12 protein-coding genes are annotated in these 14,101 nt (G+C 41.5%); all 12 read right to left on the reverse strand.

All coding sequences use genetic code 11. The features are described from left to right. Positions 1-153: 153 nt before the first annotated feature. Positions 154-2,118: a polysaccharide biosynthesis protein gene (locus K0I62_RS12700; RefSeq protein WP_220068473.1), complete on the reverse strand. Its 1,965-nt coding sequence runs from the start codon at positions 2,116-2,118 to the stop codon at positions 154-156. Positions 2,119-2,383: 265 nt separating this feature from the next. Beyond that, the gene (locus K0I62_RS12705; protein ID WP_220068474.1) at positions 2,384-3,562 is read right to left on the reverse strand and encodes a DegT/DnrJ/EryC1/StrS family aminotransferase; all 1,179 of its coding nucleotides are present in this window, start codon (positions 3,560-3,562) and stop codon (positions 2,384-2,386) included. 11 nt (positions 3,563-3,573) lie between these two features. After that, the gene (locus tag K0I62_RS12710) at positions 3,574-4,197 is read right to left on the reverse strand and encodes an acetyltransferase (RefSeq protein WP_220068475.1); all 624 of its coding nucleotides are present in this window, start codon (positions 4,195-4,197) and stop codon (positions 3,574-3,576) included. Next, the gene (locus tag K0I62_RS12715; protein ID WP_220068476.1) at positions 4,194-4,793 is read right to left on the reverse strand and encodes a sugar transferase; all 600 of its coding nucleotides are present in this window, start codon (positions 4,791-4,793) and stop codon (positions 4,194-4,196) included. The genes K0I62_RS12710 and K0I62_RS12715 overlap by 4 nt, the downstream gene beginning before the upstream one ends. Continuing rightward, positions 4,786-6,012 (reverse strand): glycosyltransferase family 4 protein, encoded by a 1,227-nt coding sequence (locus tag K0I62_RS12720; protein WP_220068477.1) that lies wholly within the window; start codon positions 6,010-6,012, stop codon positions 4,786-4,788. The genes K0I62_RS12715 and K0I62_RS12720 overlap by 8 nt, the downstream gene beginning before the upstream one ends. A gap of 80 nt (positions 6,013-6,092) precedes the next feature. Then, complete coding sequence (locus K0I62_RS12725; RefSeq protein ID WP_220068478.1) at positions 6,093-7,178, reverse strand: glycosyltransferase; 1,086 nt, start codon at positions 7,176-7,178, stop codon at positions 6,093-6,095. Between the two features lie 78 nt (positions 7,179-7,256). Beyond that, a complete protein-coding gene (locus K0I62_RS12730; protein WP_220068479.1) occupies positions 7,257-8,117 on the reverse strand; it encodes a glycosyltransferase in 861 nt (286 codons plus the stop codon). Between the two features lie 94 nt (positions 8,118-8,211). Next, entirely contained in the window at positions 8,212-9,534 is a 1,323-nt protein-coding gene (locus tag K0I62_RS12735) for a hypothetical protein (RefSeq protein ID WP_220068480.1), read from the reverse strand. After that, entirely contained in the window at positions 9,528-10,667 is a 1,140-nt protein-coding gene (locus tag K0I62_RS12740) for a polysaccharide pyruvyl transferase family protein (protein WP_220068481.1), read from the reverse strand. Before K0I62_RS12740 ends, K0I62_RS12735 begins: the two co-directional genes overlap by 7 nt. Next, positions 10,668-11,729: a nitroreductase family protein gene (locus K0I62_RS12745; RefSeq protein ID WP_258404996.1), complete on the reverse strand. Its 1,062-nt coding sequence runs from the start codon at positions 11,727-11,729 to the stop codon at positions 10,668-10,670. It lies immediately after the preceding gene. Further along, on the reverse strand, positions 11,730-13,055 hold the full coding sequence (locus tag K0I62_RS12750; protein WP_220068482.1) for a flippase: 1,326 nt from the start codon (positions 13,053-13,055) through the stop codon (positions 11,730-11,732). Next, positions 13,055-14,032, reverse strand: coding sequence for a Wzz/FepE/Etk N-terminal domain-containing protein (locus K0I62_RS12755; RefSeq protein ID WP_220068483.1), 978 nt, complete (start codon positions 14,030-14,032; stop codon positions 13,055-13,057). The genes K0I62_RS12750 and K0I62_RS12755 overlap by 1 nt, the downstream gene beginning before the upstream one ends. Positions 14,033-14,101: the final 69 nt, after the last annotated feature.

Raw genomic sequence — 14,101 nt, forward strand, 5'->3', positions numbered from 1 at the left:
AACAACATTCAATATCATCCACTTACTCATTAAAAGTGAACAGCAAAGAAAACAAAGGGTAAGAGTTAGAAATGCGACAAATCAAACAGTGATAATAGCGGTACCCATATATTTTGAACTAGTGAAAAGTAGAAATTCCATCAAGCAAAAGTGTTAAGAGACGAGGTTAACTACCTTACTTGTCTTGTCCTGTGAAATTGCTTTAGCTTGCCACACTAAATCACATATACCGTCAGTAGGGCTAAAGCCTGTAGGCGTATTGATCAATAAATCACGAATACCCTCGTGGTCAAAATTGTGACAGGCCATATCAAGTCGGCTTAAAATAGGTTCTAAATCAGCCCATGATAAACATAGCTCATTCGCGGTCATAATTCGCTCATGTTCAGTCCCAGTCACATCATCCCCAATCAGTAGCTCCTCATATAACTTTTCACCAGGGCGTAAACCTGTAAATTCAATTGAAATATCCCCATCTGGATGGGTCGAATCCTTTACTTCAAAACCACTTAACCGGATCATTTTAGACGCAAGATCTACAATTTTTACTGACTTACCCATATCAAGAACAAACACATCCCCTCCTTTACCCATTGCACCAGCTTGAATCACAAGCTGTGAAGCTTCCGGAATAGTCATGAAGAAACGAGTAATCTCTGGGTGCGTGACTGTAACCGGTCCACCTAGGGCAATTTGCTTTTTAAATAATGGAACTACGGAGCCGGATGAACCCAAAACATTACCAAAGCGAACCATACAAAACCGAGTATTATGAGACTCATCAGCTAGAGCTTGTAGTACCAACTCAGCCATTCGCTTTGTTGTTCCCATAATGTTTGTAGGCCTAACCGCTTTATCGGTCGATATGAGTACAAACGTCTCAACATTTGCGGCAATAGCGGCCTTTGCAGTATATAGAGTACCAAATACATTATTGCGTACTCCCTCCACAACATTCTGCTCAACAAGTGGGACATGCTTATAAGCTGCAGCATGATAAACAGTCTGAACCCTAAACACTTCCATCACAGCTTGAACGCGATTTTCACGTTGAACAGATCCGAGCATAGGAACGATTTTAACATCAATGTCCAATTGCTTAGCTGTAGAAATAAGTTGTTTTTCAATTGCGTATAAACCGAATTCAGAAATTTCAAACAGCACTAACTTCTTAGGTTGAAGTATCAATATCTGGCGACACAACTCAGACCCAATTGAACCACCAGCACCAGTGACCATAACAACTTTGCCTGTGATATTTGCAGTCATAAGTTCCCTTCTCGGAGCGACTGCGTCTCTACCTAGCAGATCGTCAATCTCAACCTCTTTAATATCACTGTATAGCTTATTTCCACTCACTAGATCAGCCATCGAAGGTAGAGTTAAGATTTGTACAGCCAGCGGTTCCAAAGACAATATAATGTCTTGTCTTCTCGATCGTGAAGCGCTCGGCAACGCCAAGAGTACTTTAGTCGCTTTTTTCTCTCGAATCAGTTTTTTGATAATGGAAGGTGAATGAACATGTACACCTTGGATAACAGTACCATGCAAACTCGCATCATCATCAACAAAGGCAAAAGGATAATATTCATGACTCTGCACTAATGCCGTCATTAATTGTCGGCCCGCGACACCAGCACCATAAATGACAACTGGTTCACCGATACGCTTCAAGCCTGTGCCAACAAGTGAGCGAATAAATGCCCTAGAGCCACCGACAAATATCAATGCAAAAGCAGCATATATAACGGGAACTGTACGTGGAATAGGTATTTTAAAAAAATAAGATATAAGTACTAATGAAACAGTAGAAAAAAACACCCCCCAAAATATAGCATCTAATGCTTGAAAACCAAGATAGCGAAGAACAGTTCGATATAGACCTAATCGATAAAACCCCAAAATACTGATAGGAATTAACGAAAACCCTAAAGCCCAAAAATCCCCTAGAGAGAGAATATTAACAACATCCAATCGAACAAATAATGCACACCAAAACGCTGTCAATAGAAATAGAGAGTCAAGAAGCATACTGACAACACGTTTATGGGAGCGCTTCAAAGAAAATAGGAACTTCAAAAAATCTGAATTTCGTTCAAGATTTGCATGATTTAGCATATAACACTACTTTAGTAAACCCACGAGCCCGCACGACTATAGCGCAAGGCACATAGAGACATAATAAAAACAAGTAAGCCTACCACATAAGAATACCAAACACACTAACATAAACCATCCAATATGCACGGATTAATCCTACTATTCACTAAAAGCAATGAACTAAGATTTGCATACATAAAAAGGAGAATGCTTACCCAACATCCTCCTTTATTAACTCTTACGACGCAGTCAAAACTGATTTCCTGAATGTACGAGTAAGTAGCTACAATGTACTTGCCTCTGTTAAGACTTGCCGGATCACAGCACATGTAGTGTCGATCTCTTCAGAAGTTAATGTCGGATGAACAAGAAACATTAAGCTAGTATCACCTAACTCGACCGCATTTTTAAGTCTATCTTTAGGGCGCCAGCCAGTGTCGTCAAACGCCTTTTCTAAATAAACTTCAGAACAGCTCCCCTGAAAAACTGGAACACCTGATCCATTAATCGCATCCACAATACGATCTCGGCTCCAACCTTGCGCTAAAAAGACTTCATTGATAAAAACATAATGCTTATATTCAGCATGAACTAAATCATCATCTACCCTTACAATCCGTACAAGTGGTATATCTTTTACAGCTTCATCAATCGCCGACGCATTAGCCTGACGCTTCTGTGTCCATTCAGGCATTTTTTTGAGTTGGTATCGACCCAGAGCAGCTTGCATCTCTGTCATTCGCCAATTAGTTCCAAAGCTTTCATGTAACCAGCGAAATCCGGGAGGATGCTGTTTGTTATAGATAGCATCAAAACTTTTACCGTGATCTTTATAAGACCACATCTTTGACCATAATACTCTGTCATTTGTTGTGACCATTCCACCTTCACCGCCAGTAGTCATGATTTTGTCTTGACAGAATGACCAAGCCCCTATGTGTCCAATACTTCCAACTGAACGGCCTTTATAGCGAGCCCCATGAGCTTGTGCGCAATCTTCAATAACATAAAAACCATGTTTCTCTGAAAGCTGCATAATAGGGTCCATATCAGCGGGCATTCCAGCTAGATGAACCACGATGACAGCTTTGGTCTTAGGAGTCAGTACAGCTTCGATAGATTGCGCAGTAATATTTTGGCTATTCAGATCAACATCAGCAAAAACGGGCGTGGCACCTGCAGTGACAATTGAAGAAGCTGATGCAAGGAAAGTACGAGGTGTTGTTATCACCTCATCTTCTACACCGATATTTAACGCTTTTAAGGCAATATCTAATGCTAAAGTACCATTACTCAGAGCGACCGCATAATCGGTGCCCGCAAAAACCGCAAATTCAGTTTCAAAAGCACGTCCCTCCGGACCGGTCCAATAATTAACTTTGTTAGACAATAAAATATCACGGACAATATTAGCTTCCTCAACAGAATATGAGGGCCAAGGGGAAAAAGGAGTGTTAAGCACAAAAACCTCTATTATATATGAATACTTTTCGCAGGAACGCCCACCACAGATAAACCTTGCATGACATCGTTAATCACAACAGATCCGGCACCGACGATGACATTACTGTCAATTTGTATCTGCTGAATGATGCTTGCTCCAATACCAATCCAGGAACAGCGCCCTATTTTGACTCCACCAGCCAGATTAGCACCAGGGCTAATATGTACGGCTTCTTCAAGCTTACAATCATGATCAATGGTACAATTTGTGTTGATTATACCAGCCTTGCCAACACAGGCATAAGCCCCTACAACGGCATTAGCCATTACAGCTGTCCCGGATGCAAGTTTACTATATTTACTGACAACGGCAGAAGGATGAATAAGGCTTATGGCTTTCCCACCAGCTAATTCAAAAGTGATATGTTTATCAAGTCTGATCGCATTATTACCGATAGCAACAAAGAAGGCACCAAACTCATGCAAAGAGCTGATAAGCATATCGGAATCACCGTTAACACGCCAGCCCTCGAGTTGAGTTATACTTGGCCATGCATCATCAAAAAATACAATCTCAGACCAACCATTTAACTCTGCGATCTCAGCAATAACTTTTCCATGACCACTGGCGCCAAATATTGCAAGCTTACTCAATCTTGTTTACTTCCCTTAAAAGCTTCGACGGTAACATGGCCCTGGGCTGAAATACCCTCTTTGAAGAATACTTTCTTAACCGTCAATAAGAGTATCTTCATATCTAAAAAGAGTGACTGATTATCAACATACCACACATCAAGTCTGAACTTTTCTTCCCAGGTGATTGCATTACGCCCATTAATCTGCGCCCAACCGGTAATTCCTGGACGTACATCATGTCTCCTTGCCTGCTCTTCATTGTATAAAGGCAGATACTCAACCAAAAGAGGACGAGGACCAACGAGACTCATATCGCCTTTAAGTACACTCCAAAGACCGGGTAGCTCATCTAAACTTGTCGACCTCAGTTTCTGGCCGAAAGGTGTAAGCCTTTCGGAGTCTGGTAACACATTCCCCTGTTCATCAACACCATCTTTCATGCTCCTGAACTTTAACATCTCAAAAATTTCACCATTCAGGCCAGGTCTCTTTTGCCTGAAAATAACAGGGGAGCCTAAATGATTTTTCACTTTCCTACTGACAATAAGCAGTACGGGTGCGAGTAGAATTAACGCAAATAAAGATAATATGATATCAAGTGAACGTTTAATCATTTACCGCCTCCATCAAAGCCGTTTCAACTCTGTCTGCCATAATATCCCGGGAAAACTTGTTATATGCCAGATAATGGCAATTGGTCACGGCTGTTTCATACGATGTGTCATTCAAAAGGAAATTAGACAAGTTTAGTGCAGAGTTATCATGGTTTTTGGCATCTAAAATCAAACCACATTTATACTCTTCAATAAAGTCTTTCTGCCAACCACCATAATTGATTGCAATAGGGGTTGAAGAAGCCAATGCATCGAATAATTTATTGGCAGAATTATGCCACATCTGCTCTACATCGCCAAACAGCGACATAGAGAGATCTGCTGCCGACAACAGGGAGACGATTTCAGTTTTTGGTACAGGATCGAGAAAAAAAAGATTTTTCTCAAATACACCTGCCAACTTAGCTTTTTCAATAATAGCTTGTTTTTCCATGCCATCACCAATAGCAACAAAACAGATGTTATTATCAATTTCTCGCATCTTAGAGGCCAACTCAACCAGATAACCGACCTTATTAATTAGACCAAAGGTACCGGTATAAACCACCAATTTACGCCCTTTCAAAAATGGGAGTTTTTCCTGTTTATATCTTTCACCCAATGACTTATCAACATCAAACAGTGTGGTGTCACAGCTATTGGTGGCAAGAAATACATGTTCTTTAGCTACTCCGTGCCGCGTGATCCCATCGCACATACCTGGCGAAAGCCCGATAAGCCTTTTTGAGTTGTGGTAGGTATACTTTTCAAACCATTGAGCAAACTTGATAACAAAGCGATTTTTTATGGCGCCCACTGCAATCGGCAGTTCCGGCCAAAGGTCCCTAACTTCAAACACCATAGGCTTTCGCTTAAGTTTCGAATAAACCAGACCTGGAATAGCAATGGTCAAAGGTGTACTGGTAGCCAGAACAACATCAGCTTTAACAGTTAAAGACTTAAATGTAGATAACAATGAAAACTGTAAAAACTTAAATATGCGTTTTATGAAGGAATCACGGTTAGAATAAGGCAGGTGTAAGACATGTAGCTTGATCCCCTCAAGCTCAAGAAAATTCCAACCTTCTGCAAATGCACTCTCAGTAGAAAGGTAAGCAGAAGAGGTCACAAAGGTGACATCATGCCCTTTGGCAACAAGCCGTTTAGCCATTTCGTATGAGCGCGTCCCTGCATTTGAGCTCGGAGTCGCAAAGTATTGGTGTAAATATAATATTCTCAAAGTGGGTGCCCCAACTGTATTCCTTTAAAATCCATTTGTTATGATAAAAACTCTTTTGCTATGTTTCCACATAGTGATGACTAGCGCTCAATGACCTGCTTATAAGCCGCGATCATAGTTTCGATACAGGCTGTTTCAGAATATTTTTCGACAACATTCTTTCGCCCCTTAAGACCATATAAGCGTCTCTTACTGGGATCCATAGCTAACTCTTTTAATGCTGCTGTGGTCGAAGTGACATCATCGATAGGAACTATCAACCCAGTAGAACGATTTGATACGACCTCACATAATCCATCGGCATTTGAAACCAAAACCGGCAACTCGCAGGAGGATGCCTCAAGCACTGCGACACCAAAGCTTTCAGATCGGCTCAAAGCAACGTATAGATCAAGTTGGTTTAATATTTGCGGCACTTCGGTATTAGGCACAAAACCACCGAAAACGACCTGATTATTAATACCAAGTTGTGCAGCAAGTTCAGTCAATGAATCAGCTTCTACCCCTTCACCGTATATTTGCAGCTCAAAATCACACTCAGGCGTCTGTTTCACTAAACGCTCAAAGGCATGAAGTAACACGTCGATCCCATAGATATGCTTAAGAGACTTGACAGTGCCTATGACAACTTTAGAACGCTGACCGTTTTCACGTCTAATGTCTGGCAAGGGTTTAAACAGGTCTGTGTTGACTCCAAACGGGGTGATGTATACAGGTACATCTTTTGCTAACCTTTGCTCATTTAACTCATTTTGCATGCAGTAGCTTGTTGAAAAAATAGCATTTGCTCGGCTTAGAATCTGGTTCAGCACCCATGAATGTACACCAGACTTCTTAGGGAACAGGTAAACATCACTGCCCCATAAAGAGATCACATTAGGACAATACTGACATGCTAAAACAGACAATAATCCATAACCCGTAGCATAATGAGCATTTAACAGATCAGGCCCTATCTCTTTCAACAGTTTTCTGAGCGCGAGAACATTCAAAAGGTAACCCAAAGGCGCCTTAAAAGGCAGTTGGTGCACTGTCACACTGGGGTCAAAATCTTGAGTAACGGCATGAAGAGAAATCACATGAACATGGACACCACTTCGAGCCAGTCCATTAGCCCATTTTACGGTGTGAACATTATTTGCAGCTGAGAGTAAAACTATCTTCATCTAAAAGCCTATCGCCCCGAAAACGGCACTTATTACAATGTGTTGGATTATGTAGTGATAACTGTTCAAGCTAACAAGTTAAAACCTGAATCGGTCAATGAGTCTCTTTACAACTTTCAAATTCACATTCAAATATAAAGCAGTAGCTGCTTTCCAATTACCTTTATTAACCAGCTTAAAGAAACTAGAAAATGAAAAACCTTCACCAGCCATACGAATACGCATGATCTCTAATGAATTTTGATGACCCTGCGACATCATGTTCTTGTGCTTTTCAGTAAAAAGCCCTAACGCAGCCAGCCGTTTGGTGGGGAAATTACTGATCCTATCTTGCTCATGAGAAGTGTGCCATACATAGGTCGCCTGTGAGACCTTTATACCGGGGCCGAACTTAGCAACGAGTCGAACCCAAGTATCGTAATCCTGAAACGCAGGAAATGCTTCATCGAACCCACCGATCTCTCTCATTCTGGAAGTCAGCGTGAACACTTGATTACCCACCTTGTTGTAATGCAATAGACTTGATAATTCTATGACACCACAATCGAGAGACCTTTCAATCTGCGAACTCCCAGTGTCCTCCAGCAAACAAGCCGCAACAAAAGCATAGTTTTCATCGAACGCATTATATAAACCCAATAAGTGATCCGGCTTAAATTCATCATCATCGTCTAAGCCGGTAATGTACTTACCCTTGGCCACTGAAATGGCATAGTTTCGAGCAGCGCAAGCTCCTTTGGGCTTATCGTGACGAAGAAAAACAATATTGTCATGCTCGATAAGATAAGATTGTACAGTGGCAGCGGTATCATCAGAAGAACCATCATCAACAATAATAATCTCAACGTCTTTGTAACTCTGACGTAATACAGAATCCACAGCACGCCTTAGTAAGGCTGAACGATTATGCGTAGGAATATAAACAGAAATAAGAAACATTAATAACCTTTATAATAAAATTAAAACAATACATAATCATATTGATGTTGATGTTGATGTTGAAAAAATTAGTTTGGAGCAGATATCTTCGGCTCTAAAAAGTAAAACCTTTCCATTCAACAGCTTGATTTGTAGTATTAAGTTTATTACATAACAAGTAGTAAAATGTAACCAAATAGAATATTTTCATAAAAGCAACGCTGAAGAAGATGACTTCGCCCTTGTAGTGAAAAACAAATGAAATAAAAATAAACATACTATAGAACAAGGCACTCCTAGGCATCACTGACTTTACATTTTCATAAGCCCAAAAATTCATGAATATATAGATAACATAGATCAGAAGACTTGGGGTCCCGCCAAAAAACAGCATAAACCTCATGTAACCAGCATCGGTATGCATATAATGGGTCCCATCGAAATTTATATATTGACCAGAACCAATTAGCACCTCCTGCAAAGGCGGAATGAAATACATGTTATCTAATGCAGTTAAAGAATTAACAGCAAACGAACCAGTTTCGAGGTAATTCCATACAAAACGAAAAACATAACGAGAATATAGAAAAGCCACTTCCATTAAAAACTCATTATTAAGCACATAAACAGTAACACTGGAAACAATAAACCCAAATATCACTACTTGTTTAAAACTACTTCTCAACAAACCCGAAAAGTTCATGGAAAATAGGTAGAACACAAACCCAACAGCAAATCCTAAAACTGCCGTTCTACCAGCTGAAAGAGCAGCCAGCAAACATAAAACGAATATAATAAAAGTATACAGTGAATTAGAATTTTTATTATAAAATGCAAACCAATAATGCAATAGAAATCCCAGAAATCCCATAGTAATCGCTAAGCCAAAAGCTACAGATCCTGATACACCCAACCCCCTAACATTATTATAAGTGGCCATTCGCTCTAGCTGACTATCAGTACGGATAAACGACTGAATCAACTCTCTCACTTCCGGGGACAAAAGCATTATCAATATTAAGAAAGTTTGAATAAACAAAACATGAACCATCAAATCAATGATGTTTCTCTTTCCGGCGTAAGTAAAGATCAAACTAACCAACGCAACACAACCGAAGGTAGACAAAAAATTATTCGTTAATGTTCTGCCAATCGTAAAATCATATTGATTATGAAGTGTCGTCACAAATAGCGAAAAAAGTAGCAGAAACAAAAAAATAACGAGTGAAGAAATAACAAACTTGTTTTTTATCAAGCTTGTAAAACAGTTCATGGCAGTCTGTGAAACCAATAAAAAAGCAAAAGATAATACTATTGCTAAATATGCTGAATTCCCCACCACTGGAAGGGGAAAAGCAAACACAAAACAAAATGCCAACAAAACCAGTGCTAACCATCTGGTTTTGTCGGCGAATTGGTTAATTCGAGAAATTAACATTTTTCTTGAACTTGTTCCCACATTTGTTTAGATAAAGTTTTAAATTTATTTCTAGCATGAACCTGCTGCTCTCCGTTCGCTAACTGTTTAGCGGTACTGAAAGCTTCTCGTAGTTGCTCAGCGGTGATCTCAGGCGTAATTAAACACTCAGACTGAAGGTATTCTTCATATAAGCGCTCATACTTATGACTCCAGCTTGTTCCTAAACATGGGACCCCCTGAGAGAGCGCACTCACGCAGCCGTGGAAACGAGAACAGATAACGCCATGACTGGCACCGATAATCCCCTTCACTTTTAATGGATCAGTTTCACGGATTAACTCTAAGTCGCCACCGCAAGCTTGATTAACTTGCTCACAGATAGCACCGTCACCCGCACCTTCATGGTTAAGCAAAACAGGCTGTAAGCCAAGTTCACGGATCATCGCAACGGCATCTTGTAAAACTCTAAGATAATTACTTTTCCATGCTGATTGATTATTACGACTACCCACCATATTACTGTTAGGAATGATCAGTACTTTCTGATCACCATTAACAAAATAGTCAGGTAAAACCCCCGTGACCAGATTGGTAAAATCCGGGAACTGGTGCAAGTTACTGTTATCCCCGACAATGCCTTTAACATGTTGGTAACTGGTCTCTTCACGGGCACAGATCAGATCGGCTTGTGGCAGTGCTTTTTTAAGGTAACTCAAATCTTTGCTGCGGGTAAAAGGGCCCAATGCCTGAGGTAAAAAGAGATACTTTTGCCCATGAGCCTTAGAGCGAATAATCTCACCGGCTAACGCTTTAATCGTTAAACTGCCCCACTGATCACCATAAGCAAAACCAGACGCATCGAAAACATGAGTGATATCAGCCTCTGTGACGATTCCCCATTTATGCTTCAGCCAAGTTCTGAATTTTACTGGTAATTTATAGCTGATAAAATTTAAATCAATAATATTTTTACGAATAGAAAGCTTCTGATAAGCGCCTAATTTGGCACGTTCAACATAAGGCGAGTTCGGGTTTGCCGCCATTACAAGCTCAGCATCAGGCCAATGTGCTTTGATTTGCTCGATCACTGCATGCACCATTAATTCGGCGCCTTTATTGACGAATTGAGAACCCTTAATTTCGATCATCATCTACTTAACTTCCTTAACTAACAAACTGTCACTTTTCTTCTGAGAGAATGGGATCCCACCGTCTTTATCTGCGTACCCGACGGCGAGCAACATAACGACTCGCTCGTGATATTTGAGCTTCAACTTTGTATTCAACATTTTTTCACGTTGCTCAACATCTGGCCAGTTAATAGAGCAGGTTGATAGCCCGAGAGTCTCAAGAGCTAACATCAGTTGCATACTGGCTAATGAAGCATCAATGTAGATAATATGACGATCACGCTCAGCAGGATAGGCGTTGAGGTTACCTACGATAGCAATGATACAAGGTAAATTATCTGAAAAACCAACGGTGCCCATGGCGCAGTTGGCAATATCGGTGGCTTTATCACTGTCATTAACCACATGAAACTCGAATGGCTGCCTGTTACAAGCAGACGGAGCGAGACTCGCTGCATTGACGGCCTTGCGAATATCCGCAATGTCTACCGGCTTGTTCTGATACCAACGCACAGACCTTCTACGCTTAAACAGTGTTAAAAGCTGATCAAAATCGACCGGACAATCTGGCAGCTCTTTATAGGCATAGGGCACACTCAGTGTCTCTGAACCCACGGGACTCCGTGGAGAAAAAATAGCCCTTGCCTTATCAATTTTACTGTTATGTCCCACAACTTCAAAATACCGGGTTAACACATCAGTTGCCCATTTTTTTTCATCGCTACATAACTCAGTACTGTTGATCGCAGCGTTATAACACTCAACCGTCTCAAAAATATATCCGTCGGCGAAAACATCTCTTCTGGGCTGCATGATCAAGCCCTTCTCAAGGCGGTGAATATTTCTACGTAATAATATACAGGTGTGACCTATCAAGGCTAAAGAGCGCTCATAGGCAAGCCTGCCATCCAGTACCGCCTTGTGTTCACGATAAAACTGACGACTGAAAAAGGTATAGTAGAAAGAGGCTAAAAAACCGTTTTTTGAAAACAGGCGAATCATCATCATATCCACACCGTCTATCTTACTTTTGAGTGCCAAAATAGCATTTTTAGGCAGTAATTTTACAAGAGCTTGTTTCATTCAAGAAATCTCGTTGGTTTGCTTAGGCCAATAACGGTGCCCAAGTGTAAATGGAAGTAACAGAGAGCGGGACATAATGCGAGCGATATCCCTCGTTTTAGGGCTTATCCAGAACGCGATATACGACGCGATGAAATAGGAAAAAACGGTCGCAATAGCGGCGCCCTGACCACCGTACAGAGGTATAAGCACAAGATTTGCGATCACATTAATCACGGCGCCCAGGCCATGACTCACCAATGAAAAAGCCAGTAAGTGTTCACTCAGAAGCCACTTGCTCACCAATGCCCGCATAAAGATAAATAAGCCAGCCCAAATATGTAGCTGCAAGATAAACACAGATTGCAGATACTCCTGACCAAACAAGATAAAAATGGCGGGCTTAGCGACCAGAGTTACCGCAATGGCGATAACGAGTGCAAACACAAACAGCAGATCGGAGATCTGCTGCAACTTTAACTGGTAAGCGTCAAATAACTGCTTCTTTTTTAGCGCTAATAGCGCCGGAAATAGCGTGATAACAACGGCATCGGCAAAAAAGTACCACACTTCAGAGAGTCTTGCAGCGACAGCGTAAATCCCGACCGCTTCTGTTCCGACCATATTTTCAAGCATCACCTGATCGACTTTCAAGTAGATAACCGCCGCAACACCGGACAGAATAAGCCAATAAGATTGCTTTAACAGACCGAGTCCATAGGAAAAGTCAAAACGTGATACCCGGATAGGAGAAGCATAAAAGGAATAGATAACGATGAAACCGATACCAAGCACAATGGTCTCGGCGGCGAAAATGGTGACGATAGTGAATAAACCAGCACTCATAGCAACCGCAATCAACTTTAATGAGGCAAAGACAACGATAACACTCAGCCTCATGCGCACGACCTGACGAGCCGCAACCTGCGCCTGGAACCAAAACTCTAACACATTGAAGGCATAAAATATGTTAGCAATCGCAAGCAATATTAAGCCATGGCTGGCTACATCGGATGACACACCCCAGCCATTAACGGCAAGCAAGATACAAAACAGTGTTCCGGTTAGAGCGCCAATTAATCGAAAAATGGTGGCACTAGCTATGATTTTATCGCGGTTATCCGAATCGTTGACCAGCTCCCTGGTAATAATCGCATTGAGCCCTAATGCCGCCAGTGGTGCGACTAAAGCGACTAGTGCTAACAGGTAGCTTAATGAACCAAAACCCTCTGGTCCTAGGCTTCGAGCCAACGCCAGGCTAACCAACAAGTTAGCAGACATGGAGATCACTTTTTCAGACACCAGCCAAGAGGTATTCGCTAGTGCCTTTTTAATAAATGGGGTCATTAATCTGCTTTACGTAGAAAAAACCGGATGAGAACAAACAAGCTGGCCAGGAAGCCACCAAACAGGGTACCCACAATACATACTAATGCGCGTTTCGGTTTAAACTTCTCTTCGGCAACAATAGCTGGGTCGATAGTTTTAAAAACATACTCGTCGCGAACTTCGGCAAACATAATGGTTTTGGTCTGTTCTTCAATCAATTGGTACAGTACTGTGCGAATATCGGCCACATTAGTTTCACTAATCTGTTTCTCAAGAAACTCGGTGCTCTTAATTGCCTCCGAGACTTCTCTCTTCTTCATCTCTGCATTGATATCTTCAATCAACCAGGTAACCCACTGTTGCGCAATCGTGGGGGACAGATGCTCAATAGAAATTCGAACTAAGCCGGTATCCTTATCAACCTGAACCTCTATAATTTCAGAAAAGGTTTTATAGGCTTCCTGCGGCGAAGGCTTAGGTTGCTTAGGCGCTTCAACCTCGCGAACCCACAACTGCTTGCTACTATCATAAAGGCTTTTATCATAGGCTAATGAATCATCGCTCTGGTTCCATGATTCAGCGGCCATGAGCTGAGGTAAAATGTCATGGTCTTTTATAAAATTACTGGTGAACTGTCTCGACTTAAGCACTGAGATCGCCAACTGGGTCTTATCTATACTGCTGCCGCCTCCCAAATTTAAGCCGGCCATGCTGGCTAAACCACCAAACTGAGAGGCAAGTGCGCCGATTCCCCCCTGCTGCTCGACGTTCGCAGGAGCCAATAACGCTTCTGACTTATAGATATTAGGCAGCATCAAGGCTATCACTACAGAAGCGATGGCAAAAACAAAGGTCACCGCCATTATCAGCCACTTCCCCGCCCAGACGGCCGAGAAAAGTTCTCTTAAATCGATCTCGTTAGAAGTTGGAGCGATAGCATAACCAGTAGTGAACGCTATGGGATCTTGAGGTACCTGAGGTGAAATATTGTTCATTAATTTACACACTAATCAATCGAAGAAGTAAGTCAGACCAACCTAATGTGCTAAACAACCAATAACACA

It is taken from the genome of Shewanella psychrotolerans, assembly GCF_019457595.1.
GTDB classification, from domain to species: Bacteria; Pseudomonadota; Gammaproteobacteria; order Enterobacterales; family Shewanellaceae; genus Shewanella; species Shewanella psychrotolerans.